Consider the following 26,055-nt stretch of genomic DNA (forward strand, 5'->3'; position numbering starts at 1 on the left):
CGGTGCAGTCCTAGACAGCTCCACCACACCGGAGGTCTTCGCCATGATCAAGCACCGTCGAGTGTCAACAACGCTCGTGATCAATACACCTAGCTCGCGTCCTCGCCGTCGATGCCCAGGCCGGGTAGGAGGCCCGGGAGGAGGGGCGGGATGGTGACGTCGGGGTCGGTGGTGGACGGGGTGCTGGTGGACGGGGACGTCGTGGTGGTGCCGTCAGGCTGGTCCAGGAGGCCGCCCGTGCTGCCGCCGAGGAGGCCTTCGTCGGTCGTGCCGGAGGTGGAGGACTTGCTCGGGCTGCCGCCGGTGCCCGAGCCGGTACCCGTGCCGGAGTCGCCGGTGCTCGGGGCCGTCGTGCGTCCGGTCTCCTTCGAGGCGCCGGGTGAGGACGGGCCGGAGCCCTGCCTGCCGGTGCCGTCCTGGGCTGGGGGACGGGGAAGGAGGGACTGCAGGGGGGCGACTTCTTCGTCTATGGCTTCGAAGACCGATGACACCTGCCGGCTCACGTCGCCCAGTTGGACCGGGAGCCTCTCGCGCAGCGCGCCCCAGGCCCCGCGGTGGGAGCGGGAGAAGGACTCCAGGGCCTGGATGGGGCTCAGCGAGTCCGGGTCCCGCTCGTACGCCTCGTGGAGCAGGCGGTGGCCCTCGGAGGCGTCGTGCTGCATGCCGCTCAGGGCACGGCGGATCTCGCCGAGGGACTCGTGGTCGAGGTGGCCGCCGCGGTCGCGCTCCATGAGGCGGCGGGCCTCGCTGAGCCGGGTGGAGGCCTGGTCGAGGTAGGTCCGGCCGCGCTCGTCGTCGCCGTCGGACAGGTAGTTGAGCTTGAAGTCCTCGATGCCGCGCTTGAGTCCGTAGAGTCCGTCACCGGGGAGGGCGTCGGAACTCGCGGCCGCGACTCCGCCGAAGGCTCCCGCGGCGACACCCACGCTCAGGCCTCCCGCGGTGAGGCCCTTGGCCAGCCGGCTGCGCGGCCGGAACTTTCTCAGGGGACTTGCTCGGTGCGCGCCCCTGGCCCGGTGGGATCGCTGTTCCGGTACCGAAGTGTCCGCTGCCTCGCCTCCCGCGGTGCCCGCCTGCAGCATGGCCTCCATCGCGGCGACCAACTGGGCCCGCTGGACGACCTTGACCTCGGGATCGAGCTCCGGTTTGGGCAGCTCGGCGAGACTCGTCGCGAGGGCCAGGAGGCCACCCCGCTCGGTCTGGTCCGCAGCGGCCGGCGCCGGCGGCGATCCTTCGGTCTGCTCGGCCGCCGTGCCCTGGTCGGACTGCTCCTCCAGGGCCTGGGCGAAGGCGTTCGCCCGCCGGTGCGCCGATACGTTCGCGATCACTGGCGGCACCTCCTCTCGTCATGACGGTCGACTCCCCGGGGGTCTCGAGGGTTGCACGCCCCGGGCCTGTTCCCCTCGATCGAGTGATCGGGGGTGGCCAGGACGTGACCACAGGGAGCCTGTATCCCGCACAACGAGTGGCGCGGCACTTGGGTTACGGACTGCGGATGATCGGATCGGGAAGTCAACGGACTTTCACTGAACGTGAGTTGGGGACTGCCGACAGTGGGCGGGCCAGCCGGGCGGGATCAGCGGGCGTCATCCGGGAGAAGGCGGGCCAGGGTGCGGACGGCGCGGTACTGAAGGGTCTTGATGGCGCCCTCGTTCTTGCCCATGACGCGCGCGGTCTCGGCGACGGAGAGGCCCTGCAGGAAGCGGAGGGTCACACACTCCTGCTGCTGGGGGTTGAGCCGTCGTACGGCGTCCAGGAGGGCGGCGTTGGAGAGGGACTCCAGGACGGAGTCCTCGGGGGAGCGCTCGACCTCGTTGGCGTCGAGCATCTCGCCGGTGGTGACCTCGAGGCGGAAGCGGCTCGACTTGAAGTGGTCGGCGACGAGGTTGCGGGCGATGGTGACGAGCCAGGCGCCGAAGTCGCGGCCCTGCCAGGTGAAGGTGCCGATCCGGCGCAGGGCGCGCAGGAACGTCTCACTGGTGAGGTCCTCCGCGGTCGCCTTGCTGCCGACGCGGTAGTAGATGTAGCGGTAGACGGTGTCGCTGTACTGGTCGTACAGGCGCCCGAAGGCGTCGGCCTCGCCGGCCTGTGCCCGTTCGACGAGGTCCATCATCCGGGCGCTGTCGCTGTCGGCGGCCGGTCGGCGGGTGGGGGCCGCGCCGGTCGAGCGTCCTCTTCTGCCGACCGCGGAGGTGCCTTCCGCCAGTGCGTAGCACGGGCCCGCCGGTGTGGCGGTGGCGAAGGCGGGGACGGCGTACGCGGTGGGGACGAAGCCGCGCAGCAGGTCTCGGACCGTAGCGACCGTTGTGCGCAGCGTAGCCAGGCCCGAGGCGTCAACCCCGACGTGTGGGTACACGGGACTCCCAGAGGCAGAGCTTCCATCACGTGCAGTGCGGGACCTTTCACCCGTCGTAGCGACAGGAGGGGTACCGGTTTGCGTCTGAGGAGAATAACGCTTCGTGCAGGCGCTGCTACACCGAGTTGCTCAAAACTTCGATTACGTCGCTTCTGTTACCTATTGGCGCTCGAACAAGTGGCGGATGGTGAGCGATTGGTGATCGAAAAGGTTTGAGTTTCGGGTCGGTCCGGGGCGTGTTGTGGCTGTGCGCGGACAAGGACGAATAAAGGACGGCCGTAGGGGGTACGACCGTCCTTTGTGCGCGCGCCCCTCAGGGGGGCCGGTTACCGGCGTCGCCGGTGCAGGGCGATGGCTGCTGCCGTGCCGCCCGCGACGGCCCCGACCCCCGCCGCCGCCGGGATGCCCACCTTCGCCGCCTTGCGGCCCGTGCGGTAGTCGCGCAGGCGCCAGTCGAGGCTCGCGGCGTGTTTGCGGAGTTTGCTGTCCGGATTGATGGCGTAGGGGTGGCCGACGAGGGACAGCATCGGGATGTCGTTGTGGGAGTCGCTGTAGGCGGCGCAGCGGGAGAGGTCCAGGCCCTCCGCCGCGGCCAGGGCGCGGACCGCCTCCGCCTTGGCGGGGCCGTGCAGCGGCTCGCCGACCAGCCTGCCCGTGTAGACGCCGTCGACCGACTCCGCGACCGTGCCGAGGGCGCCGGTGAGGCCGAGGCGGCGGGCGATCACCTGGGCGATCTCCACCGGGGCGGCTGTGACCAACCACACCTTCTGGCCCGCGTCCAGATGGGCCTGGGCCAGGGCACGGGTGCCCGGCCAGATGCGCTCGGCCATGTACTCGTCGTAGATCTCCTCGCCGATCGACTGCAGTTCGGCGACGCGATGGCCCTTGACGATGGACAGCGCCGAGTCCCGCGCGTCCTGCATGTGCTCGGGGTCCTCGATGCCGGCCATCCGGAACCACGCCTGCTGCCAGGCGAACCGGACCAGGTCACGGGTCTCGAAGAACTTGCGTTTGTACAGGCCGCGGCCGAAATGGAACAGGGCGGCGCCCTGCATCACGGTGTTGTCCAGGTCGAAGAAGGCGGCGGCCAGCGCGTCGCCGTGGACCGGGAACTGCGGTTCGGCCCCCTCTTCCTCCGGGGCCTTGTGCTGTTCTTCCTGCGTGGACTTGCGGGCGGCCTCGGCCGAGGCCTCGCCAGCCAGCACGCTCCGCGCGGTGGCGGAGCGCCTACGGGGGGTGAGCCATCCCAATGCGGCCATGGCGTGAGCATAGCCAGTTTGTTCGGTGGTTCCGGAGCGGTGAGGTTCGCGGGGTGTGAACTCTCCGCGACCTGTCCGTTAAAGAGGCGCGAGAATGACCCGTATGAGTCCCCTCTTTCGACGGAAGGGGCCGGCCCCGCAGGACCGGCTCGTCACGCTCATCGGGAAGCCCGACTGCCATCTGTGCGAGGACGCGCAGGTCGTGATCGAGAAGGTGTGCGGCGATCTCGGTGTCCCCTGGGAGAAGAAGGACATCACCCGGGATCCGGAACTCCACGAGCGGTACTGGGAGCAGATCCCCGTCGTCCTCGTGGACGGGAAGCAGCACACGTTCTGGCGTGTCGACGAGGGCCGCCTCCGCAAGGAACTGACCGACTAGTACAAGACACGCCGGGCGTCGCTTAGGATCGATGGCGGTTCGGTCTCGGGGGCGGGATTCACGAGGAGTGTGTCGGTTTTGCCCCCAGGGATGCTCCTAGGGACACCCCTAGGAACGACGCGCGTGACCCCGGTCACGTTGGCCGGGCAAATCGGACACCATCTTTGTGCACGCGTTCACAAAGACATAGCCTGCTGTCGACGGGGCGGTCCGGGTACGTGTGACCGCCCGCAGCCCCGCTCTACCCGCAGGAGCACCGTGGCAACTGGCCGATCTCACCGACCGGCGACCCGTAGCCGAGGGATTCCCGAGGCCACCGTCGCCCGCCTTCCGCTGTACCTCCGCGCGCTGACCGCACTGTCGGAGCGCTCGGTCCCCACGGTCTCCTCCGAGGAACTGGCCGCGGCGGCGGGGGTCAACTCCGCCAAGCTGCGCAAGGACTTCTCCTACCTGGGCTCCTACGGAACGCGCGGTGTCGGCTACGACGTCGAGTATCTCGTCTACCAGATCTCCCGTGAGCTGGGCCTCACCCAGGACTGGCCGGTAGTGATCGTCGGCATCGGAAATCTGGGCGCCGCGCTCGCCAACTACGGCGGCTTCGCCTCGCGTGGCTTCCGGGTCGCCGCGCTCATCGACGCCGACCCGGCGATGGCCGGCAAGCCCGTCGCGGGCATCCCCGTCCAGCACACGGACGACCTCGAGAAGATCATCACGGACAACGGCGTGTCGATCGGCGTCATCGCCACCCCGGCCGGCGCCGCCCAGCAGGTCTGCGACCGGCTCGTGGCCGCCGGGGTCACCTCCATCCTGAACTTCGCGCCAACCGTGCTGTCCGTCCCGGACGGCGTCGACGTGCGCAAGGTCGACCTCTCCATCGAGCTGCAGATCCTCGCCTTCCACGAGCAGCGCAAGGCCGGCGAGGAGGCCGCGTCGCCCGACGGCGCCGTACCCCCGTCCGTCAGCCGCGCCGACTCCCACGAAACCGACCAGGGGCCCGAGGGGGACGTACCCGCCGTGATGCCGGCATGAGTCTGCTCGTCGTCGGACTGAGCCACCGCAGCGCACCCGTGAGCGTCCTGGAGCGGGCCTCCCTCTCCGCGGACGCCCAGCTCAAGCTGCTCCAGGACACGGTCGCCGCCGAACCGGCCGCCGAGGCCGCCGTCCTCGCCACCTGCAACCGCATAGAGCTCTACGCCGACGTGGACAAGTTCCACGCCGGTGTCGCCGAGCTGTCCACGCTGCTCGCCCAGCACAGCGGGGTCGGGCTGGAAGAGCTCACGCCCTACCTCTACGTCCACTACGAGGACCGTGCCGTCCACCACCTGTTCTCGGTGGCCTGCGGTCTGGACTCCATGGTCGTCGGCGAGGGGCAGATCCTCGGCCAGCTCAAGGACTCCCTGGCGAAGGCGCAGGAGCTGCACACCGCCGGCCGGCTGATGAACGACCTGTTCCAGCAGGGGCTCAGGGTCGGCAAGCGCGCCCACTCAGAGACCGGCATCGACCGGGCCGGACAGTCGCTGGTGACCTTCGGGCTGGAGCAGCTCGCCGCCGGCGGGGACGTGCAGCGGTGGGCGCGGGGCAAGAGGGCGCTGGTCATCGGCGCGGGCTCGATGTCCTCGCTGGCCGCCGCGACCCTCGCGCGCGCCGGGGTCGCCGAGATCGTCGTCGCCAACCGCACCTTCGACCGCGCCGAGCGGCTCGCGCAGATACTCACCGAGGACGAGGGCACGGACGTGCCGGCCCGCGCGGTCCCGATGGAATCGGTGCCGGCCGAGCTGACACGTGCCGACGTCGCCGTCTCCTGCACGGGCGCGACGGGCCTCGTCCTCACCGGAGCGGCGATCGCCACGGCGGTCGAGGGCCGGACGGGCACCCCGGCCGCCTTCGACCAGGAGACCCCGTCGGTACGGGCCCTGCCGCCCACCACCCTCGGCACCGAGGACGGCTGCCCGGTGGACCTGTCCGCCGTGCAGCAGCAGCCCGGCTTCTCCGTGATGGGCGAAGCCGCCGTGGCCGGCATGGACGCGGCGACCCTGGAGCAGCACGCCGCCTGGGTCGACAACGCCACCGTGGACCGCCGTACGGCCACCCGGCGCACGCCCGAGGCCGACGCCGAGCTGATCGCCGCCCTCGCCTCGACCGTCGCCACCCTCGGCCGCATCCCCGAGCGCCGCAGGCCCGAGCCGGTCGCCGCCCCCGTGCGCCCCGAGCCGGTGCTGTTCCTGCTGGACCTGGCGATGCCCCGGGACGTGGACGCGGCCGCGCACCGGCTGGCCGGGGTCCGGCTGGTGGACATCGAGTCGCTCGCGGAAGCCTCCGCCGACGCGCCGATGGCCGCCGACGTGGACCAGGTGCGGCGGATCGTCTCCGACGAGGTCGCCGCGTTCGGCGCCGCCCAGCGGGCCGCGCACATCACGCCGACCGTGGTGGCGCTGCGCACGATGGCCGCCGATGTCGTCGCCGGTGAGATCGCCCGCCTCGAGGGGCGGCTGCCCGGCCTCGACGACAAGCACCGCGCCGAGATCACCCAGACCGTGAAGCGCGTCGTCGACAAGCTGCTGCACGCGCCGACCGTCCGGGTCAAGCAGCTGGCGGCCGAGCCCGGCGGCGCCGGGTACGCGGACGCGCTGCGGACCCTTTTCGACCTCGACCAGGAGGCGGTGGCCGCCGTGTCCCGGGCCGAGGACAGCACAGAGCAGAACGCAGAGAACCGAGGGCCGGCATGAGCGGCATGAGTACAAGGGCACTGAGACTCGGGACACGGCGCAGCAAGCTCGCCACGGCCCAGTCCGGGCAGGTCGCGGAAGCCGTGCGCCAGGTGACCGGACGGCCCGTCGAGCTCGTCGAGATCACCACCTACGGCGATGTCTCCCGCGAGCACCTCGCGCAGATCGGTGGCACGGGTGTGTTCGTCACGGCCCTGCGGGACGCGCTGCTCAAGGGGGAGGTCGACTTCGCGGTTCACTCGCTGAAGGACCTGCCGACCACGCAGCCCGAGGACCTGGTCCTGGCCGCCGTACCGGAACGCGAGGACCCGCGTGACGTGATCGTCGCCCGGGACGCGCTGAAGTTCACCGACCTGCCGCGCGGGGCGCGTGTCGGCACCGGTTCGCCGCGCCGCATGGCGCAGCTGAACGCGTACGCGCGCAGCCACGGACTGGACATGGAGACGGTCCCGATACGCGGCAACGTCGACACCCGCATCGGATACGTCCGCGACGGCGAGCTGGACGCGGTGGTGCTGGCCGCGGCCGGCCTCAGCCGCCTCGGCCGTATCGACGAGGTCACCGACTTCCTGTCGATCGACACGGTTCTGCCCGCTCCCGGCCAGGGAGCACTGGCGATCGAATGTGCCGCGGACAACGCGGAACTCGTCGCCGCGCTCGGTGCGCTCGACGACCCGTTCACCCGGGTCGCCGTGACCGCCGAACGGTCCCTGCTCGCCGCCCTGGAGGCCGGCTGCAGCGCCCCTGTGGGCGCGCTGGCCGACCTTCCCCCACTCTCGGCTCCGCTCGAGCGGGGGGATCCCCAGGCCGACGGGCAGATTGTCAAGGAAATGCGCCTGCGGGGAGTCGTCGGCACGACCGACGGCACCCGCATGGTGCAGTTGTCCACCACCGGTCCCGTGCCCGAGACGCACGACGGGGCAATGGCGCTCGGTCGCGAACTCGCAGCCGAGATGCTCGCCCAGGGCGCGGCCGGTCTGATGGGGGAGCGAGCACTGTGAGCCCCACCGCCCTTCCTGCCGCCATCGGTCCTGAGCACGGGCACGTCACCTTCCTGGGTGCCGGACCCGGGGATCCGGGACTGCTGACTCTGCGCGCCGTGGAGGCGCTGGCGAACGCGGACGTCCTCGTCGCCGAGCACGAGGTGCTCGACGTCGTACGGTCGCACGCGCGGCCCGGCGTCGCCGTCGTGAACGCGGAAACCGGTCCTTCGTCGGACCCGCTTCCGGGCACGGGCACGCCTCACCCCGTGCTTGTTGACGGCACGTCAACAAGCCCTGAGGCACCCGCTGTGCGGGATGCCTCACATCTTGTCATGCAGGCCGCGCGGGGCGGCAGGCGGGTCGTCCGTGCGGTGTCCGGGGACCCGGGGCTGGATACGTACGCGGCGGAGGAAATGCTCGCGTGCGCTGCCGCCGGGGTGCCGTTCGAGGTGGTCCCGGGCGTGGCGGCCGCCGTCGGCGTGCCCGCGTACGCCGGTGTGCCGCTGCGGGACGCGCAGGGGGCGGACGTCCGCTTCGTGGACGCGCGTACGGCCTCGGACCGCTGCTGGACCGAGGTCGGCGCATCCGACGGGACCGTCGTCGTCTCGACGACCCTCGACTCGGTCGCGGCGGCGGCGGGTGAACTGGTGTCCGCCGGACGCAAGCCCGACACCCCGATGAGCGTCACGGTCGGCGGTACGACGACCCGTCAGCGGACCTGGACAGCCACCCTCGGCACCATCGCCCAGACGCTGAAGCAGGCGAAGGTGCTGCCTTCGCCCGAGGGCGGCCGGCCGGTGATAGCCGTGGTCGGCGAGCGTTCCGCCCCCGCCCTGCGCGACCAGCTGGCGTGGTTCGAGTCCAAGCCGCTGTTCGGCTGGAAGGTCCTCGTCCCGCGGACGAAGGAGCAGGCGGCGTCGCTCTCCGACCAGCTGCGGTCCTACGGCGCCGTACCGCACGAGGTGCCGACGATCGCCGTCGAGCCGCCGCGCACGCCCCAGCAGATGGAGCGGGCCGTCAAGGGACTGGTGACGGGCCGGTACGAGTGGATCGCCTTCACCTCCGTCAACGCCGTCAAGGCGGTGCGGGAGAAGTTCGAGGAGTACGGCCTCGATGCCCGGGCCTTCGCGGGTATCAAGGTCGCGGCGGTGGGTGAGCAGACCGCCAAGGCGCTGGTCGCCTTCGGCGTGAAGCCGGACCTGGTGCCGAGCGGCGAGCAGTCGGCCGCCGGACTGCTGGAGGACTGGCCGCCGTACGACCCGGTGTTCGACCCGATCGACCGGGTGTTCCTGCCGCGCGCGGACATCGCCACCGAGACGCTCGTCGCGGGTCTCATCGAGCTGGGCTGGGAGGTGGACGACGTCACGGCCTACCGGACCGTGCGGGCGTCGCCGCCGCCGGCGGAGACCCGCGAGGCGATCAAGGGGGGCGGGTTCGACGCCGTGCTCTTCACGTCGTCGTCCACCGTGCGGAACCTGGTGGGGATCGCGGGGAAGCCGCACAACGTGACCGTGATCGCCTGTATCGGGCCTGCTACGGCGAAGACCGCCGAGGAGCACGGGCTGCGGGTCGACGTCATGGCTCCGGAGCCGTCGGTGAACAAGCTGGCGGAGGCGCTGGCCGACTTCGGGCTGCGGCGGAGAGCCGCGGCGCTGGAGGCCGGGGATCCGGTGACGCGGCCGAGCGAGAGGCGGCCGGGGGCGCGCAGGCGGCGGGCGACGTAGCCGCCTCTTCGCGGTCCGCCACGAGATCACCGCAGCCTGGAAGCACCTTTCGCGCCCCACCGTCTCCGTCGGAGACGGTGGGGCGTTCTCATGGAAGCGGCGAGAAAGAGCGGGGTTTTCAATCACGAGTCTTATAGATACCGACTCCTGAGAAGGCCACTTCTCAGGATTCGGTATCTATAAGCGTTGACCAGGAGCGGTCAACCTACTACTGTGGTTAGTGGGCGCCGCAGTCGATCTGATCCCGACTCGGCCGGCCCTGTCCCAGAAGCAGTTGTGCCCCCGAGTCCGCCTGAATTGGGCGGGCGGACTCGGGGGTCACAACCAAGCACTGCCAAGGGCTGTTTGCGATGCAGTGACAGTGATCCAAGGCTTACTCGACAGACCCTACCACGGGCGGGTCGCGGGCGAAAGGACGCGTGATGACGCTGCTCGATGGTGAGGCGAGCGAGGACGACCGGTTAATCGTGGCCATCTCGCCGGAGCGGTTCCAGCCCTTCCTGCACCAGTGCGGGGGTGACCGCGTCCGTGCACTGCGGCTGTACGCCTGGGACTCGGAGGTGGCCCGGGCTCTGCAGAGCCCCTTGCGCGACCTTGAGGTGAGCCTGCGCAACCGGCTCCACCGCCAGCTCGTGGGCAAGCACGGTCAGGAGGCGTGGTGGGACGTGCCGAAGGCCCGGCCCAACCATAAGGGTCTGGACATGCTGGAAAGGGCGCGGGAGACCCTGGAGGACAGGCGGCCGTACCGCCCGTTCGGTCCCTGCGACATCGTGGCGCAGCTGCCGTTCGGCTTCTGGGTCGGTCTGCTCGGGCGTGGCGGCCGTGACAACTACGAGATGAAGTACTGGAACTCCTCGCTCCGTCATCTGTTCCGTGAACACCGCGGGGGTCGGGAGGACCTCTACCGCAAGTTCCAGTTCATGCTGACGCTGCGCAACCGCATCGCGCATCACGAGTGCGTCTTCCAGCGGCATTTGGAGCGGGACCTGGAGACCGCGCTGACGCTGCTGCGTCACGTCTCCCCGGAGATGGCCGACCGGCACGAGAAGTACGGGCAGGTGCCGCAGGTGCTGGCGCGCCGGAGGGCGGTGCTCGCCGGTACGGAGCCGATGCGGCTGTGAGGCGTGGTGCCCCGGCGGCCGCGGCCGCCGGGGAGGGAACGCCGTGGCCGCGGGGGAGAGAACAAGGATCGAAGGAGCGGAGATGACGGTGCAGGTTCCGGGCGTGACCGAGGGGTCGGCGCTGGTTTCCCTCGGGGAGATCAAGGAACTCGCCGAGGTCGGCCGGCCCACGGTCAGCAACTGGCGACGCCGGTTCGCCCGGGACGTCCTGGAGGCGGCCGGTGACCGGCGGGCGCCGTTCCCCGATCCCGTGGCGGGCAGCGACAGCAGGCCTCTCTTCGACGCCGGGGAAGTGGCGGCCTGGCTCGACCTGCGGCCGGTACCGGACGAGGAGCCGGACGAGGACGGCACCGTCCCGACCTACGGCGACCGGTTCCGGCGGGGATTGCGCCTGCGCGGGCTGGTCGCGCTGCGCCACGAACTGGGCTCCGCGAACAGGCTCATCGCCGACGCGCTCGCGGTGTGTGCCATGGCGGGCGAGGGCGGCGGCTGGTACCGGGAGGCCCTCCCCGAACAACTGCTGGAGGGCGCGGAGCAGGCCGATCCCCGGGTGGCCCGCGCCGTCCGGGAGCTCATCGAGGAACTCGGCTCCCCCGGTGCCGCCGCCGACACCGTGCTCGGGCTGGCCGAGCGGCTGGAGTCGGACCTGACGACGGACACGACACCACCGGCGGTCGCCCGGCTGATCAGCACCCTGGTCGGACCGTCCGGGGTGCTGTCCGCGGGCCCCGGCCAGCCGTCGGTGATCAACCTGTGTGCGGGAACCGGTGAGCTGCTGTTCGCCCGGGACGACATCGGCGGACGCGGTGACATCGTGGCGGTGGAGTCCGACCCCTTGCGCGGCAGGCTGCTGCTGTACCGGCTGTTCGCCCACTACTGCTCCGCTGTGGACGTCTGCGCACGCCCGGAGGACCTGGACACCTTGCGGCCCTGGGAGCAGCGGGAGTTCGGCCTCGACCCGGACCGGCCCTGGGGCATGCCCTCCGCCGATCTGGTCGTCGCCGATCCGCCCTACGCCTCCGGGGAGCGGGAGTCCGACGAGGGCGGGCCGCTCGGCTGGGCGCTTGAGGCCGTGCGGCGGCTGAAGCCGGGCGGACGGGGCTATGTCGTCGTGCCGTCGTGGACGCTGAGCCGGCCTCGTGTCACGGCGCCGACGCCGAGTATGCGGATGCGGGAGCAGCTGCTGAGCGATGGTGCGGTGGCCGCCGTCGTCCAACTGCCGCGCCGCATCCACCCGTTCCGTACGGGGGCGGAGCACGCACTGCTCGTACTACGCGGTGCGGCGGCGCGGGAGGAACCGGGCGAGGTGTTGCTGGTCGACGCCGACCGCATCGCCCGTCGGGTCGGCGGGGAGTGGACCGCGTACGTCGCCGAGGTACTCGACGCCGGGCGGTCACCGGTGGACGAGGAGGCCGGGTTCTTTCCCGTGTCGGGCACCGGTCCGCGTGCGGAATCGCTCCTGGACGGCCGCTCGGTCCTGCCGGCGCACCGGCTGGCCGCGAAGGAACAGGGCTTGGACCACTTCTCGGCGACCCTGGACGCCCGCCGCGAGGCCGCCGTCGCCCTGCCCCGGCTCAAGGAGTGGATAGGCGATCTCGGAGTCGCCAGACGTCAGCCGGAGAACAGGGTGGCGCATCGCAACGTCGCCGAGCACCTGAAGGGCGGCCAGCTCAGGCTGCTGGCCGGCCACCGGATCCGCGAGGCGGACATCGGGGAGGCGGGACTGCCGGTCGTCGGCCGGGAGGAGATGCTCGGCGCGCTGCCGTTCGGCAAGAGGCGGATCGCGTTGGAGGACCTTGCGCAGTATCCACAGGCGGTGGTCACCGAGCGCGGCGATGTCTTCCTGTTCACCGAGCACGGCATCCGTACGCACGTCGACAACGCGGGCGGATGCGTTCTGCTGGCGCCGGTTCAGGGACTCCGGATCGCCGCGTACCGTCCGTTTCTGGCGGGAGAGGTCCGCCCCGAGGAGCTGTGGATGCGCCCCCAGCCGTTGGCCCAGTTGCTCGCCGCACCGCGCAACCAGCAGCGCAGCAGCGGCTCCCTGGTGCGCCGGGTGAGCGTGCGGGACATGGACCTGCCTGAGCTGCCACCCGAGGAGGTCGCCGAGTTGGAGGCCATCCTGAGCGAGACGGAGCGGCAGCGGGCGCAGGTGCGGCGGCAGCTGAACGCGCTGGACGATCTGGCCCTGCGACTGGCGGCCGGGGTTGCCGACGGGGATCTTGCGCTGAGGCGCAGAACCGGTGGCACCTGAGCTTCGGCGAGGGTGACAGGCGGCACGATTCCTGTCCACCGGCCGCCACGACGTACGACGAGAAACACCGCGAACGAGAAAGAAACGAGGCACCGGTGCCGCCACGCAAGAAGAAGACGACCGAGCCCCCGGCCATGAAGAAGGTGCTGTGGGCGTCTGCGGACAAGCTGCGCGGCAGCCTGGACGCCGCCGAGTACAAGCACTTCGTGCTGGGTCTGGTCTTCCTCAAGTACGTCTCCGCCGCCATGGCCGAGAAGCGCGCGCAGCTGGAGGCCGAGCTGCGGGAGGAGGGCGGCTGGAGCGAGGCCGACCTCCTCGCCACCCTTGAGGAGCGCCGCGAGTACACCGGCTCCGGGATCTTCTACGTGCCGCCCACCGCGCGCTGGGAGAGCGTCCTGGAGCGGGCGAAGGGCACGGTCGAGGGCCAGAGCATCGGCGAGGCCATCGACGCGGCGATGCGCGCCATCGAGAAGTTCAACCCGTCGCTGAACCGGACCCTGCCGAAGATCTACGACAGCGGACGTGTCGACGGCGAGCGCCTGGCCGGCCTGGTCAAGCTGCTGGACCGGCTGGTCTTCCAGGAGCAGTTGGGCGAGGACGGCAAGCGCCGGGGCGCCCGGGACATCATGGGCGAGGTCTACGAGTACTTCCTCGCGGAGTTCGCCCTGAAGGAGGGCCGGAAGGGCGGCGAGTACTTCACCCCGGAGAGCGTGGTGAAGCTTCTCGTCGAGGTCCTGGAGCCCAAGCAGGGCGAGCGGGTGTACGACCCGGCGTGCGGTTCGGGCGGCATGTTCGTCCAGGCGGAGAAGTTCATCGAGACCCACGGCGGAAACCCGCTGAACGTTTCCGTCTACGGCCAGGAACTCAACCAGACCACCTGGCAGTTGGCCCACATGAACCTCGCCATCCACGGGGTCGAGGCCAAGCTGGGCGACGAGCCTGCCGACACCTTCCGCAACGACCAGCATCCGGAGCTGAAGGCGGACGTGGTCATGGCCAACCCGCCGTTCAACATCTCCGACTGGGGCGGCGAGTTGCTCGGCATGGACAAGCGGTGGGTGTACGGCACCCCGCCCGTCGGCAACGCCAACTACGCCTGGCTCCAGCACATGATCAGCAAGCTCGCGCCGGGTGGGCGCGCGGGTGTCGTGTTGGCGAACGGCTCGATGAGCAGCAAGCAGTCCGGCGAGGGTGACATCCGGCGCGCGATGGTCGAGGACGACCTGGTCGCCTGCATGATCGCCCTGCCAGGGCAGTTGTTCCGGTCCACGCAGATCCCGGCCTGCCTGTGGTTCCTGGCGGAGGGCAAGGGGCGGCACTCGGGATGGGCGCCGGGACGCAAGGGCGAGGTGCTGTTCATCGACGCGCGCGAGTTCGGGGAGATGGAGAACCGGACGCTGCGGGTGCTGAGGGAGAAGGAGGAGATCGTCGAGCGCATCGGCGACACGGTGCGGGCGTGGCGGGGGGTGGAGGGGCACGGGCCTTATGAGGATGTGCCGGGGTTCTGCGTGAGCGCTTCGCTGGATGTCATCGCCGGGCACGACTTTGTGTTGACGCCGGGGCGGTATGTGGGGGCGGCGGAGCAGGAGGTCGACCCGGACGCGGAGCCGGTGGAGGAGAAGATCGCTCGGTTGACTGCGTTGCTGCGGGAGCAGTTTGCGGAGTCTGAGCGGTTGGCGAAGGTTGTGGATGAGCAGTTGGGGAGGGTAAGTGCCTGAGTGGCGTCCCCAGAAGCTGGGCGAGTTGGTCTCGATTAAGCATGGATTTGCCTTTAAAGGCGAGTACTTCACTGAGGTGCCGCCGGGACCCGTGCTGGTAACGCCCGGGAACTTCTCCATTGGTGGCGGATTTAGGAAATCTAAGCCGAAATATTACGTGGGTCCTGTGCCGGAAGGATTTACGCTGTCGCAGGGTGACCTGGTAGTTACGATGACGGACCTGAGTAAGGGTGCCGACACTCTGGGGTTTCCGGCGATAATTCCGGATGGCGGCGTGTACTTGCATAATCAACGCATTGGTTTGGTATGTATCTCGCGACCAGATTTGCTGGACAAGAAATTCCTTTACTATGCACTCCGTGTCGATGCTTATCATCAGCATGTTGTCGCAACGGCCACCGGTAGCACGGTAAAGCACACTAGTCCCAACCGTATCTGCGAGTACGACATCGCCCTCCCCTTGCTCCCAGAGCAGCAGGCCGTGGCCGAAGTGCTTGGGGCCCTAGACGACAAGATCGCGCTCAACGAGCGGATCCGCGAGACCAGCCTCAGTCTTGCCAGCGCCTGTTACGAAGCCAACGGTACGAGCGGCGAACCCGATTTGATCGGTGATCTTGCCGTGCTCTTCGACGGGCCGCACGCCACCCCGCACAAGACCGAGACCGGACCCTGGTTCCTCAGCATCAGCAGTCTCAAAAATGGCTATCTAGACCTGACAGAGTCGGCGCACCTCTCTGAGGGCGACTTCCCTCGCTGGACCCGGCGCGTGCAGCCAAAAGCCGGGGACGTTCTCTTCTCCTACGAGACGCGGCTCGGTGACGCCGCGCTGATGCCCCCTGGCGTTCGTGGCAGCCTGGGGAGGCGTATGGCTTTGCTGCGCAGCAAGTCCGCTTCGGTCAGCGGCGCGTTGTTGCTCCACGCTTACCTCAGTCCTGCATTCCAGGAAGAGATCAAGCGCAGGACCGTCTACGGTGCGACGGTCGACCGGTTGCCGCTCAAGGAGATGCCCAGCTGGCGAATCCTGCTGCCCGCCGAAGGCGAGCGAGAGCGGCTGTCGGCTCGGCTCGAAGCGCTGCACGCAACCGTGACGCAAACAGCCAACGAGAACCGCACCCTCGCCGACCTCCGGGACACCCTCCTCCCCCAGCTCCTTTCCGGAAAGCTCCGTGTGCGGGACGCCGTCCGTACCGTCGAGGAGGCCGTATGACCGCAGCCGCCGATCACGTGCCCGGTGAGCCGCCGATAGACCGGCTCACCGAGGCGGAGTTGGAGTTGCACGCGCTCGACGTACTCGGCGAGTACGGATGGCAGCACATCCCCGGGCCGGAGTTGGGGCCCGCGCAGGGCGTGCGGGCCGACTGGGACGACCTCGTGCTGCGACCCCGCCTGCTCAAGGCGATCCGCACCCGGTACCCGCGCCTGCCCGAGCACGTCGCCGAGGACGCCGCCAACGAGCTGCTGCGCTGGCAGACGCGGAACGACCTCCGGGAGAACCACCGGTTCTACGAGCGGCTGACCGACGGGATCAGCGTGCCCTACGACGACCCCGCCACCGGCGAGCAGCGGCACGCCCGTATCCGTCCCGTCGACTTCGCCGACCCCCACGGCAACGATCTCGTCGCCGCCTCCCAGGTGCGGGTGCGCAGCACGAAGAACCGGACCTTCGTCTTCGACATCGTGCTGTACGTCAACGGCCTGCCCCTCGCCGTCATCGAGCTGAAGAAGGCCGACAGCAACGACAGCGCCCGCACGGCCTACGACCAGGTCCAGGGCTACCGGCGCGAGCTGAAGGAGACCGGTACCTTCGCCACGCTCCTGCTCACCCTCGTCTCCGACGGGATCACCGCACGCGTCGGCACCCCCTTCACGCCGTGGCAGCACATGTCGCCCTGGCACGCCGACGAGCACGACGTCATGCTCCGCAAGGAGGAGCGGCAGGACGGGCGCGCCCTGGAGCGGATGCTCTACGGCGCTTTCGAACCGGCCCGTTTCCTCGATCTCGTCGCCAACTTCCTGTCCTACTCGGCCCCGGAATCCGGTGCCGTCGACATGGTCAAGCTTGCCAAGGCGCACCAGTACATCGCCGTCAACGCGGCCGTGCGCGCCACCGAGTCCGCCGTCGCTACCGACGGCCGGGCCGGTGTCGTCTGGCACACCCAGGGCGCCGGCAAGAGCGAGGAGATGCTGTTCTACGTCGGCAAGGCGGCCCGGACGCCCGAGCTGTCCAACCCGACCTTCGTCCTCCTCACCGACCGCATCGACCTCGACACCCAGCTCTACGACACCTTCGCCGCCAGTCGCACTTTGGAGAAGATCACGGGGGCTCCGGAGAAGGCCAACGACGCGGGTGAACTGCGGCGGCTGCTCCAGCGGCAGGAGGGGGGCGGGGGCGTCGTCTTCACCACGCTCCAGAAGTTCCGGCTCAACCAGGGGGAGAAGGAGGCCGGCGTCCGGCATCCGCTCGTCTCCCCGCGCCGTGACGTGATCGTCGTCGTCGACGAGGCGCACCGCAGTCACTACGACTTCATCGACGGCTACGCCCGCAACCTCCGCGACGCGTTGCCGAACGCCACCTTCATCGCGTTCACCGGAACCCCCATCGAGAACGGCGTCGGCAGCACCCGTGGCGTCTTCGGCGAGAACATCCACACCTACGACCTCACACAGGCCGTCGACGACGGAGCGACCGTCCCTGTCTTCTACGAGCCGCACCTGGTCCGCGTCGACCTTCCCGCCGATGTCGATCTCGACGACCTCGACGCCCGTGCCGAGGGGTTGATAGAGGGGCTGTCGGAGGAGGAGCAGCGCAAGGCCCGTCGGCAGTTCGGTCAGTACGAGAGCCTGATCGGTGCCCCAGGGCGTATCGAGGAGCTGGCCGGAACGATCCTCGAACACTGGGACGCGCGCCGCTCGGAGATGATCAAGCTCACCGGTCACCCCGGCAAGGGCATGGTGGTCTGTGCGTCACGGGTCATCGCCGCGCGCCTATTCGAGGCGATCATCCGGCGTCGGCACGAGTGGGCGGGGGAGAAGGATCCGGAGTCCCAGCTCCTCACCGACGACACCGGTCGCATCAGGGTCGTGTTCACCGGCAACGCCGCGAAGGACGTTCCGGAGGTCGCCGACTACGTCCGCACACCGACCCAGCTGAAGAACATCCAGAAGCGGGTCACCGACGCGGACGACGTACTGGAACTCGTCATCGTCCAGTCCCTCTGGCTAACCGGTTTCGACGCACCGCCCCTGCACACCCTCTACCTCGACAAGCGCATGCGCGGCGCGGCCCTGATGCAGGCCATCGCCCGCGTCAACCGCACCTGGCCGGGTAAACCGTCGGGTCTGGTCGTCGACTTCCAGGGTGTGATCCGGGAGATCAAGGAAGCCTTGGCCGAGTACTCCGAGCGGGACCAGGAGAACCCCATGCTCGGCGCCGACCTGCGCCAGGCCGTCCAACTCGTCCGCGAGAACCACCAGCGCATCGACGATCTTCTTCACGGCTGCCCTTGGCGCGAGATCCGCGACGCGGGCGGTCCGAGCGCCTACCGGGAGGCGCTGACGGAGGCGCTGGAGTTCCTGATCGCCCCCGAGCCCGCGCCGGAATGGGGGAAGGCCACCCGCAGGCAGCGGTTCATGTACCACGCGAACCTGCTGCGTCAGGCGTTCTCCCTCTGCCCCACCGACCAGCGGGTGCAGGACCTGCTTCCCGACATCCGCTTCTTCGAGGCCGTGCGCACCTCGCGCGAGAAGTACGCCATGGACGAGAAGGAGGAACAGGGACTCGCCACAGCCGCCGACGTCCGCCTCCTCATCGCCCAGCTCAACGAGTCCGTCGTCGCCACCGAGGGCGTAGTGGACATCTACGACGCGGCCGGCCTCACCAAGCCCGACCTGTCCCACCTCGACGACCGCGTGCTGAACGACCTGAAGGCAAGCAGGCACCCCAACCTCGCCATCGCGGCGCTCCGGCGTGCGCTGGTGAAGGAGATCAAGGACGCCCACCCGAACAACCTGACCCGGCAGGAGACCTTCACCAAGAAGATGAAGGCCGCCATGAACCGCTACACCAACGGCTTGCTCACTGCAGCCGAGTTCATGGACTTCCTGGTCAACCTGGCACGAGAGGTGTCCGCCGACCGTAGCAGGGCCAAGAACCTCGGGCTGACCGAGGACGAACTCGCCTTCTACGACGCCCTCGCCGCCGATCCGTCGGCGGTGGAGGAGATGGAGGACACCCTCCTCGCGAAGATCGCTCACGAGCTGTACGAGCAGATAAGGAAGGACGTCACCGTCGACTGGAAGGTGAAGGAGCAGGCCCGGGACAAGATCATGGCCCGAGTGCTCCGCCTGCTGCGCAAGCACGGCTATCCGCCGGACAAGCAGCCCGCGGCGATCGAACGCGTCCTGAAGCAGGCGGAGGAAATGGCGGAGAGCCTTGCCTGAGCGTTCGGGTGGGCTCCCGTCCGGGGCGGTCGAGAAGGAGCCCAGCCGATGCGCCCTTCAGCGGCGCGACGCGTACGGCAGGAAGGCCGTCCAGGCGGTGGGGGCCAGGGTGAGGCGGGGGCCCTGTGGGTGCTTGGAGTCGCGGACCAGGATGCGGGCGGGGGCCGAGGCCACTTCTACGCAGTCGGGCCCCTCGTCCGTGCTGTAACTGCTCCTTATCCACTCCTGGCCGGGGCTGGCTTCGCTGTACGGCTTCAGAGGCATGTCTCTCCAAGCACCTTCTTGATGAGGGCTGTCGACTCTCGGGGGTCGAGAGCTTGTGCCCGGATGGTCCCATAACGCATGTCGAGCAGCTGAACCTCTTTAGGGTCGGTGATCACACGGCTGATGTGCTGCACCTCGACATGCCCGACCGTGCTGCCGTCCATGAGCCTGAGCAGTCTGAAAGAACCGGCCAGACCGGAGTTGACCTCACGACTCAGCGGGAGCACCTGGAGATCAACGTTCCGGAACTCGGCGACCTCCAGTAGGCGAGCTGACGCCGCATAACCATCCTGCCTCCGATGGGTCTCCGAAGAGTCGACTCGCACTGGACAAAACTGAAGAAGGGACGTGCCGTTGTGTCGTCGACGATCTTCTGGCGTGACACGCGGGCTGCCAGCCGCTGTTCCAAGTCGTCCGCGCTGAAGGGCGGTCGGCGCGCGCTGAAGACCGAGGTCGCGTACTCCACTGTCTGCAACAGCCCATGAATCACCGAGTTGTTGTAAGCACCCAGCTCAACCGCGTCCGCCTCCAGCTTCTTCAGGTCCCGTACCTTCTTCGGGTAGCGGATCTCCGTCAGGTCCTCCTTCAACGCCGCGATCCTGCCGCCCGCCGCCAGGACCTCGTCCGCGCGGTCCAGGTACTCGGGACGGGGGATGCGCCGCCCCCGCTCCACGGAGGAGACCTGTTCCTCCCCGTAGCCGATGGCCGCCCCGAACTCGGCTTGGGTGAGGCCGGCCGACTCGCGCCACAGCTTCAGCTGCCGTAGGACCGTCCTCATGACGGCCCCGGCCTCTTCGCCCTCCTCTGGTCCCGCGTCCCACTCGCTCACGTCCGCCGCCCTCCCGCCGCGCCCTTCCTTGTCCAACCCCGACGCCCGCTCCCGGTCACCCCGTACAGCCCGGACGGAACCGGGCGCCACAAGGACAGACACCCTCCGCACGGGCCGCCCTTCTTCACAGGTTACGTACGCATGGACACGCTGAGTGACGTGAATCGCAAACTGTGCGCGCTCCGCTCCATCAGTTCTCCGTACCGCTCTCCGCCACCCGGCGCGGCGCTCGTCTCGCCCGCCTGCTTGCGGCCGAACGGCTCGGCTCTTGGGGGCTGCCGTTGGACCCGGCCCGGCTCCTCGTCGCCGAACTCGCCGCGAACGCGGCTCTGCATGGCCGCGTGCCCGGGCGGAGCTTTCGTCTCACGCTCTCCGTCGTCAGGGCCGGGAGTTTGCGCATCGAGGTCGCGGACACCCGGGGGGATCACCTGCCCGCACCGGCCCGAACGGGCGGCGAGGCCCCTGCGGAATCCGGCTACGGTCTGCTGCTCGTCGAGGAGTTGGCCGACCGGTGGGGTGTGCGGTCCGGGCCGGTGCCGTGCAAGACCGTGTGGGCAGAACTGGATTTCGACCCCTGCCGGTGAACTCCGAACCGGAGCCCGGACATACGGGACCCGGTGGGGTGAAGGCCGAGGCTGCGGGCCGTAAAGGATCAAAGAAACCGGGGAAAAAACCCGTCCAACCAAACCAAACCCCGTGTTTGTCACTCGGGTGGGTGAAACGGGCCGTTGTGGCTGGCGTGTGGGTCTTCCTGCCGTGCACGCTCGGCACGAACGACACCACACATGCATCGGCCCCCGCCGGGACGGCAATCCCAGTGCGAGGGCCTGACCATCCAGGAAGAGAGCAAGGTCTTCCCTATGGCTGCTACGAAGCCTATCGCTGCCTCGCGCCCGACACCGGGCGTTCGGCGCAGTGCCACCCCCTCCGGTGTCACCCACGTACGTGCGTACCAGTCGAGCCACTACACGATCATCGGCAACCACCTCGCCCAGCACCGGGCACTGTCGTTGATCGCGATCGGACTGGCCGTCCACATCCTGTCGCTGCCGCAGGGCGCCCCCGTCGACATCCGCAGCCTCGCCGAACGCTTCCCCGAGGGGCGGGACCGCATCTCCTTCGGACTGCGGGAACTGGAGGCGCACGGCTATCTGGAGCGGGTGCGCGAGCGCACGGACGGGGGCCGTTTCGTCACCCGTACGTACGCGCACAACGTCCCGGCGCTCACCCGGAGCGGGACAGAGGCGCCCGAGGTGCGGGACGTGCTGGACGTCCCTGCCGCCAGGGTCGCCCAGATCACCCCGGTCGCCGCCGTGGCCCCGGCCGCGCCAGTCGCCGAAGTCGAAGTCGACCCCGAAGACGGTCCAGTCTCCGCTGCGCCTCCGCCGACCCGGTCCGAACCGCCGGGCCATGGACCTTCCGAACACGAGCCCTCCGGCAGCCCGGAACGGTGCGGCAGCGAGCACCACGACAAGGCCGTCGCCCTGCTCGCGGGCCTGCGTCGCACCGACGACCGCTTCATGCTCTCCCGGAAGGACGTGGAGCGCCTCGCCCCCGTCGTCGTCGCCTGGCTCGACAACGGTGCCTCCCGGGCCGCCGTGATCCATGCCATGACCGCCGACGTCCCGGCCGCCGTGAAGTCTCCCGCCGGGTTGCTCGCCTACCGGCTCCGGGAGGGGCTGCCGCCACCCCTGCCGCACCTCTCTCCTTCCACTGAACGAGCAAAGGCCTCGCCTGCGGACCCCGGGCGGACCCCGCCGACCCCCTGGGCGGATCCCTGGACGGACTGCGAGGGCGGCTGCACGCGTGTCTTCCGCAGGTCGGCCCCGGACAAATGCTGTCGAGACTGCCGTGCCCGCAGGGCTATGGCCCTCGAGACCGTCCTCACGGTCTGAGCCCGCCGAGGCCGTCACGAGGCCGGGCGGTCGCCCCGCGGCCCCGGGGCCCCACCGAACCCCCCGACATACGAGGAAGCAGCCACCAGACGATGCCCGACGACACGGCCCATGCCGCCTACGCACGCGTGTACAGAGTCCTGCTCGAAGCTGCCGCCGACCTCGAAACCCTGAAGCGGGAGGGAGCGGAGGTCGGCGTGGAACCCCACGCCGGCGCCGCGCTGATGGCGGTCAGGCTCGCAACGGCCGTGCTCTTCCCCACCGTGCCCTGCCAGGCGCCGCCCTGGTCCCACGACACCGACCGACTGCTGGACCTGGTCGTCAACTGGCGTGACGCCGCTTTCGAGGTCGGTGAGTTCGCGCCGGAGGCGGGCCTGCGTCTCGTTCCGGGCGGGCAGGATTAGGGGCCAACAGGGCGGATGAGTCGAGAATTCCGCGAACCTATCGTAAATGATCAAGAACTGGCAAAACGGGCGGCCGTCGACACGAGGCGCGGGCCCGCCCCTCCAGGACGGAGGCGGCGGGCCCGCGCAGTCGCTCAGTGTCTGCTCCGGCCCTGCAGGGCCGGGGTGGCGAGGATCTCGTCCACGGCCGTGCCGACCGTCTGCTCCGGGATGCCGTCGGGGACCGAGAGGTTCAGGGTCGCTGTGCGGCCGGTGCAGTCGAGCAGGGTAGCCGTTCAGCCACGGCGTCGCGTCCGGCCAGGGCCCGGTGCGGCTGCCCGGCAGCGGGGCCGACGGGGCGTCGGCAAAGGCGGGGCCACGACGGGCGTAGCGTGGTCGCATGACGAAGTACGGATCCTTCCCCGGTTCGCGGCCGCGGCGGCTGCGGACCACCCCCGTCATGCGGCGCATGGTCGCCGAGACCCGGCTGCATCCGGCCGACTTCATCCTGCCCGCGTTCGTGCGGGAGGGTGTGAGCGAGCCGGTGCCGATCCAGGCGATGCCCGGGGTCGTGCAGCACACGCGCGACAGTCTGAAGAAGGCCGCCTTGGAGGCCGTGGAGGCCGGGGTCTCCGGGATCATGCTCTTCGGGGTGCCGGAGGAGTCCAAGAAGGACGGGCTCGGGACGCCGGGGACCGACCCGGACGGGATCCTCCAGGTCGCCATCCGGGACGTCCGCGCCGAGGTGGGGGACGACCTGCTGGTCATGTCTGACCTCTGCCTCGACGAGACGACCGACCACGGGCACTGCGGGGTACTGGACGCGGAAGGGCGCGTCGACAACGACGCCACGCTGGAGCGGTACGCGGAGATGGCGCAGGTGCAGGCCGACGCGGGCGCCCATGTGGTGGGGCCCAGCGGGATGATGGACGGGCAGATCGGGGTCGTCCGCGACGCGCTCGACCAGATCGGGCGGGAGGACGTCTCCATCCTCGCCTACACCGCCAAGTACTCCTCGGCCTTCTACGGCCCCTTCCGGGAGGCCGTCGGGTCCTCGCTGAAGGGGGACCGCAAGACCTATCAGCAGGACCCGGCCAATCTCCGCGAGTCGATGCGCGAACTGGCGCTGGACCTGGAGGAGGGAGCCGACATGGTGATGGTCAAGCCGGCCGGGCCCTACCTCGACATCCTGGCGCGGGTCGCGGACGCGGTGGACGTGCCGGTCGCCGCCTACCAGATCTCCGGCGAGTACTCGATGATCGAGGCCGCCGCCGAGAAGGGCTGGCTCGACCGCGACCGGGCCATCTTCGAGACGCTGACCGGCATCAAGCGGGCCGGGGCACGGAACATCCTCACCTACTGGGCGACGGAGGCGGCTCTGAAACTCCGCTCGTCGTAGCGGCGGTTCCCGACGGGCCCTCGTCGCGCAGGCCCTCGCCGTCGTCGCAGGCGGTGAGGGCGAGCGCGGCGGCCACCGTCAGGGCGGCGGCCAGGAGACGGACGGGGCGGCGGGTGGGGGGAGTGGGGCGTGTGGGCATGGGGCAAGCCTGTGTCGTGCCACCTCCGATCTTCCACACCCGGCGCGCAACTCGGGACGACGGTCCGGTCCCAGCTGCTCTGACCTGGTGAAACATGGTCCCGTCGGGACGGGATGTGGGACGCGGGCGCCGTCCACATGCCGAAAAGGCGAGTGTAGGCGCCATCTACTTCCTTAGGGTGCGGGCATGACACTCGCATCCGCCGCACCCCCGTCCCTGGCCGCGCGCGCCCGGACCACCGCAGGCTCCCCCGTACGGGACATCCTCGCCGTCACCGCCCGTCCCGAGGTGATCAACTTCGCGGGCGGTCTGCCCGCGCCGGAGCTGTTCGACCGGGAGGGCGTGGCGGCGGCCTTCCGCCATGTGCTGGAGGAAGTGCCGGGCCGTGCCCTGCAGTACGCCACGACCGAGGGTGAGCCGGACCTGCGGGAGCGGCTGGCGGCGCGGATGTCGCTGCGCGGGCTGGCGACGGACGCCGACGACCTCCTCGTCACCACCGGCTCCCAGCAGGCCCTGTCCCTGCTGGCCACCGCCCTCCTCGACCCCGGCGACACCGTCCTCGTCGAGGCGCCCTGCTATCTCGCGGCCCTTCAGGTCTTCGGGCTCGCGGGCGCGCGCGTCGTGGCCGTGCCGGGCGACGCGGACGGGCCCGACCCGGACGCCCTCGCCGAACTGGTGGTGCGGGAGCGGCCCAAGCTCCTCTACACCGTCCCCACCTTCCAGAACCCCACCGGCCGCACCCTCCCCGCCGACCGCCGCGCCGCGCTCGCCTCCGTCGCCGCCCGGCACGGCCTGTGGATCGTCGAGGACGACCCCTACGGCGAACTCCGCTACGAAGGTGAGCGCGTCCCCTGGATCGCCGCCCACCCCGACGCCCTCGACCGTACGGTGCTGCTCGGCTCCTTCTCCAAGGTCATGGCCCCCGGCCTGCGGCTGGGCTGGTTGCGGGCTCCCGCGGAGCTGCGCCGCGCCTGTGCCGTCGCCAAGCAGGCGGCCGACCTGCACACCCCCACGGTCAACCAGCTCGCGGCGGCACGCTACCTGGCCGTGAACGACCTCGACGCGCATGTGGCGAAGGTGGCCGCCGTGTACCGCGAGCGGCGGGACGCCATGCTGGCGGGGCTGCGCGAGGCGCTCCCGGAGGGGTCGGCGTGGAACCGGCCGGAGGGCGGCATGTTCCTCTGGGCCCGGCTGCCGGAGTCGTACGACACCACCGCCCTGCTGCCGAAGGTGGTGGAGGAGGCGGTCGCGTACGTCCCCGGCGCGCCCTTCTACGCCGGTGAACCCGACGGGTCGACGCTGCGGCTGTGCTTCGTGACGCAGACGCCGGGGGAGATCGGGGAGGGGCTGCGGAGGCTGGGGAAGGGGTTGAGGCGGTAGCGGGCGGTCAGTCCCACCAGAACGACCACATGCGCTCTCCGACGAGCTGGTGGGCGTAGGGCGCCAGTGCTCCCGGGCCCCGCGTGATGTTGTCCGGGCAGAAGGCGAAGTGTTCGGCGGCCACCGCCCGCGCCTCCTGCGGTGTGGCCGGCGGGGCGGCGACGGAGAGGACGAGGACGGCGAAGCCGAGTCCGACGACGCGTATGCCGAAGCGGTCCTCCCACGAGCGGAGGACCGCCGACAGGCGGGCGGTGTCGCCCTCGTAGTCGGCCGGGCCCGACCAGCCGATGGCCGTGGGCACGTCCGCGCTGCGCCGGGCCGGGACGAGGGCGAGATGCGGTGTACCGAACCAGGAAGGCCCCTCGCTCGTCAGCAGGTCGGCGATCTGCGCCGCGCGGGTGTCCGGATCGGAGGTGAGTGCCGGGCTCTTGGCCGGCCCCGGCCACTCCTCGCCCTCCGCTGCGACCTCCGCCCAGTACTCCGCGAGGACCTCCTCGGCGTCGTGGTCACCCGGGTAGGACACCTCCCCGGGCATCAGCTCCCACTCCTGCGGGCCGCCCTGTGACCCGCCCAGGTCGACGAGGACCGGCAGCAGCCCGGCCCGCACCGAACCCGCCCCCAGCGCCGACCAGTTGCCCGGTGCGGCCGGCCGCTCGGCATGCCACAGCAACGGCTCGTGCCAGGGCCCTTCGTCCGTCGCGTCGATCAGTCTCCCGGGCGGGAGCCGGAGCCCCAGGGAACGCCCGCTCGGGTCGGACGCCAGCTTGGGCAGGGGGTTGGGAAGAGTCGCCATGCGGGTGACTGTAAGG

Annotated in this window: 20 protein-coding genes and 1 pseudogene; 15 read left to right on the forward strand and 6 right to left on the reverse strand. The window is 70.1% G+C overall.

The annotated features are described in order from the left end of the window. Positions 1-89: 89 nt before the first annotated feature. The 3 genes from ACIBVL_RS42435 to ACIBVL_RS42445 all read right to left on the reverse strand — a co-directional run bounded on the left by ACIBVL_RS42435 (position 90) and on the right by ACIBVL_RS42445 (position 3,612). Positions 90-1,325 carry a DUF5667 domain-containing protein gene (locus ACIBVL_RS42435; protein WP_399106507.1) on the reverse strand — a complete coding sequence of 412 codons (1,236 nt, stop codon included), beginning with the start codon at positions 1,323-1,325 and terminating at the stop codon, positions 90-92. A 248-nt stretch (positions 1,326-1,573) separates the two neighbouring features. Next, positions 1,574-2,353: an ECF subfamily RNA polymerase sigma factor, BldN family gene (locus tag ACIBVL_RS42440; protein WP_399106509.1), complete on the reverse strand. Its 780-nt coding sequence runs from the start codon at positions 2,351-2,353 to the stop codon at positions 1,574-1,576. 326 nt (positions 2,354-2,679) lie between these two features. After that, on the reverse strand, positions 2,680-3,612 hold the full coding sequence (locus ACIBVL_RS42445) for an HAD family hydrolase (RefSeq protein WP_399106511.1): 933 nt from the start codon (positions 3,610-3,612) through the stop codon (positions 2,680-2,682). A gap of 103 nt (positions 3,613-3,715) precedes the next feature. Between ACIBVL_RS42445 and ACIBVL_RS42450 the strand changes: the two genes are divergently transcribed. From ACIBVL_RS42450 to ACIBVL_RS42495, 10 genes are all read left to right on the forward strand, one after another. After that, the gene (locus ACIBVL_RS42450; protein WP_399106513.1) at positions 3,716-3,991 is read left to right on the forward strand and encodes a glutaredoxin family protein; all 276 of its coding nucleotides are present in this window, start codon (positions 3,716-3,718) and stop codon (positions 3,989-3,991) included. A gap of 258 nt (positions 3,992-4,249) precedes the next feature. Then, the gene (locus ACIBVL_RS42455; RefSeq protein WP_399106515.1) at positions 4,250-5,020 is read left to right on the forward strand and encodes a redox-sensing transcriptional repressor Rex; all 771 of its coding nucleotides are present in this window, start codon (positions 4,250-4,252) and stop codon (positions 5,018-5,020) included. Then, positions 5,017-6,717: a glutamyl-tRNA reductase gene (locus ACIBVL_RS42460; protein WP_399106517.1), complete on the forward strand. Its 1,701-nt coding sequence runs from the start codon at positions 5,017-5,019 to the stop codon at positions 6,715-6,717. Before ACIBVL_RS42455 ends, ACIBVL_RS42460 begins: the two co-directional genes overlap by 4 nt. Positions 6,718-6,722: 5 nt before the next feature. Then, on the forward strand, positions 6,723-7,718 hold the full coding sequence (gene hemC, locus ACIBVL_RS42465; protein WP_399106519.1) for a hydroxymethylbilane synthase: 996 nt from the start codon (positions 6,723-6,725) through the stop codon (positions 7,716-7,718). Further along, the gene (locus ACIBVL_RS42470) at positions 7,715-9,424 is read left to right on the forward strand and encodes a uroporphyrinogen-III synthase (protein ID WP_399106521.1); all 1,710 of its coding nucleotides are present in this window, start codon (positions 7,715-7,717) and stop codon (positions 9,422-9,424) included. Before hemC ends, ACIBVL_RS42470 begins: the two co-directional genes overlap by 4 nt. A gap of 422 nt (positions 9,425-9,846) precedes the next feature. Beyond that, complete coding sequence (locus ACIBVL_RS42475; RefSeq protein ID WP_399106523.1) at positions 9,847-10,545, forward strand: hypothetical protein; 699 nt, start codon at positions 9,847-9,849, stop codon at positions 10,543-10,545. An 82-nt stretch (positions 10,546-10,627) separates the two neighbouring features. Continuing rightward, on the forward strand, positions 10,628-12,799 hold the full coding sequence (locus tag ACIBVL_RS42480) for an N-6 DNA methylase (protein WP_399106525.1): 2,172 nt from the start codon (positions 10,628-10,630) through the stop codon (positions 12,797-12,799). A gap of 95 nt (positions 12,800-12,894) precedes the next feature. After that, entirely contained in the window at positions 12,895-14,517 is a 1,623-nt protein-coding gene (locus ACIBVL_RS42485; RefSeq protein ID WP_399106527.1) for a type I restriction-modification system subunit M, read from the forward strand. Next, complete coding sequence (locus tag ACIBVL_RS42490; protein WP_399106529.1) at positions 14,510-15,724, forward strand: restriction endonuclease subunit S; 1,215 nt, start codon at positions 14,510-14,512, stop codon at positions 15,722-15,724. The genes ACIBVL_RS42485 and ACIBVL_RS42490 overlap by 8 nt, the downstream gene beginning before the upstream one ends. After that, positions 15,721-18,957: a type I restriction endonuclease subunit R gene (locus ACIBVL_RS42495; RefSeq protein ID WP_399106531.1), complete on the forward strand. Its 3,237-nt coding sequence runs from the start codon at positions 15,721-15,723 to the stop codon at positions 18,955-18,957. Before ACIBVL_RS42490 ends, ACIBVL_RS42495 begins: the two co-directional genes overlap by 4 nt. A gap of 57 nt (positions 18,958-19,014) precedes the next feature. On the opposite strand, the gene ACIBVL_RS42500 is transcribed toward ACIBVL_RS42495, so the two are convergent. Together ACIBVL_RS42500 and ACIBVL_RS42505 are read right to left on the reverse strand one after the other, a co-directional pair. Continuing rightward, on the reverse strand, positions 19,015-19,221 hold the full coding sequence (locus tag ACIBVL_RS42500; RefSeq protein ID WP_399106533.1) for a DUF397 domain-containing protein: 207 nt from the start codon (positions 19,219-19,221) through the stop codon (positions 19,015-19,017). Next, positions 19,212-20,050 (reverse strand): annotated as a pseudogene (locus ACIBVL_RS42505) (helix-turn-helix transcriptional regulator). The gene ACIBVL_RS42500 and the pseudogene ACIBVL_RS42505 overlap by 10 nt, the downstream one beginning before the upstream one ends. Positions 20,051-20,223: 173 nt before the next feature. On the opposite strand from ACIBVL_RS42505, the gene ACIBVL_RS42510 reads away from it, so the two are divergent. The 5 genes from ACIBVL_RS42510 to ACIBVL_RS42530 all read left to right on the forward strand — a co-directional run bounded on the left by ACIBVL_RS42510 (position 20,224) and on the right by ACIBVL_RS42530 (position 25,246). After that, positions 20,224-20,634: an ATP-binding protein gene (locus tag ACIBVL_RS42510; RefSeq protein ID WP_399106535.1), complete on the forward strand. Its 411-nt coding sequence runs from the start codon at positions 20,224-20,226 to the stop codon at positions 20,632-20,634. Positions 20,635-20,910: 276 nt separating this feature from the next. Next, positions 20,911-21,945 carry a helix-turn-helix domain-containing protein gene (locus tag ACIBVL_RS42515; RefSeq protein WP_399106537.1) on the forward strand — a complete coding sequence of 345 codons (1,035 nt, stop codon included), beginning with the start codon at positions 20,911-20,913 and terminating at the stop codon, positions 21,943-21,945. 92 nt (positions 21,946-22,037) lie between these two features. After that, the gene (locus tag ACIBVL_RS42520) at positions 22,038-22,349 is read left to right on the forward strand and encodes a hypothetical protein (RefSeq protein ID WP_399106539.1); all 312 of its coding nucleotides are present in this window, start codon (positions 22,038-22,040) and stop codon (positions 22,347-22,349) included. 379 nt (positions 22,350-22,728) lie between these two features. Further along, positions 22,729-23,727 carry a porphobilinogen synthase gene (hemB, locus tag ACIBVL_RS42525; RefSeq protein WP_399106541.1) on the forward strand — a complete coding sequence of 333 codons (999 nt, stop codon included), beginning with the start codon at positions 22,729-22,731 and terminating at the stop codon, positions 23,725-23,727. Positions 23,728-24,052: 325 nt separating this feature from the next. Continuing rightward, positions 24,053-25,246, forward strand: a complete 1,194-nt coding sequence (locus ACIBVL_RS42530; protein ID WP_399106543.1) for a PLP-dependent aminotransferase family protein — start codon at positions 24,053-24,055, stop codon at positions 25,244-25,246. Between the two features lie 7 nt (positions 25,247-25,253). On the opposite strand, the gene ACIBVL_RS42535 is transcribed toward ACIBVL_RS42530, so the two are convergent. Then, the gene (locus ACIBVL_RS42535) at positions 25,254-26,039 is read right to left on the reverse strand and encodes a DUF4253 domain-containing protein (RefSeq protein WP_399106545.1); all 786 of its coding nucleotides are present in this window, start codon (positions 26,037-26,039) and stop codon (positions 25,254-25,256) included. Positions 26,040-26,055 lie beyond the last annotated feature (16 nt).

The sequence above is a fragment of the Streptomyces sp. NPDC049687 genome (genome assembly GCF_044465285.1).
GTDB lineage: Bacteria > Actinomycetota > Actinomycetes > Streptomycetales > Streptomycetaceae > Streptomyces.

What these genes read in the sequence shown, in the direction of transcription:
- hemC (WP_399106519.1), top strand. Translation starts at nt 6,723, where the DNA reads ATGAGTACAAGGGCACTGAGACTCGGGACACGGCGCAGCAAGCTCGCC.
- ACIBVL_RS42535 (WP_399106545.1), bottom strand. Translation starts at nt 26,039, where the DNA reads ATGGCGACTCTTCCCAACCCCCTGCCCAAGCTGGCGTCCGACCCGAGC.
- ACIBVL_RS42475 (WP_399106523.1), top strand. Translation starts at nt 9,847, where the DNA reads ATGACGCTGCTCGATGGTGAGGCGAGCGAGGACGACCGGTTAATCGTG.
- hemB (WP_399106541.1), top strand. Translation starts at nt 22,729, where the DNA reads ATGACGAAGTACGGATCCTTCCCCGGTTCGCGGCCGCGGCGGCTGCGG.
- ACIBVL_RS42445 (WP_399106511.1), bottom strand. Translation starts at nt 3,612, where the DNA reads ATGGCCGCATTGGGATGGCTCACCCCCCGTAGGCGCTCCGCCACCGCG.
- ACIBVL_RS42450 (WP_399106513.1), top strand. Translation starts at nt 3,716, where the DNA reads ATGAGTCCCCTCTTTCGACGGAAGGGGCCGGCCCCGCAGGACCGGCTC.
- ACIBVL_RS42500 (WP_399106533.1), bottom strand. Translation starts at nt 19,221, where the DNA reads ATGCCTCTGAAGCCGTACAGCGAAGCCAGCCCCGGCCAGGAGTGGATA.
- ACIBVL_RS42480 (WP_399106525.1), top strand. Translation starts at nt 10,628, where the DNA reads ATGACGGTGCAGGTTCCGGGCGTGACCGAGGGGTCGGCGCTGGTTTCC.
- ACIBVL_RS42495 (WP_399106531.1), top strand. Translation starts at nt 15,721, where the DNA reads ATGACCGCAGCCGCCGATCACGTGCCCGGTGAGCCGCCGATAGACCGG.
- ACIBVL_RS42515 (WP_399106537.1), top strand. Translation starts at nt 20,911, where the DNA reads ATGGCTGCTACGAAGCCTATCGCTGCCTCGCGCCCGACACCGGGCGTT.
- ACIBVL_RS42530 (WP_399106543.1), top strand. Translation starts at nt 24,053, where the DNA reads ATGACACTCGCATCCGCCGCACCCCCGTCCCTGGCCGCGCGCGCCCGG.
- ACIBVL_RS42520 (WP_399106539.1), top strand. Translation starts at nt 22,038, where the DNA reads ATGCCCGACGACACGGCCCATGCCGCCTACGCACGCGTGTACAGAGTC.
- ACIBVL_RS42460 (WP_399106517.1), top strand. Translation starts at nt 5,017, where the DNA reads ATGAGTCTGCTCGTCGTCGGACTGAGCCACCGCAGCGCACCCGTGAGC.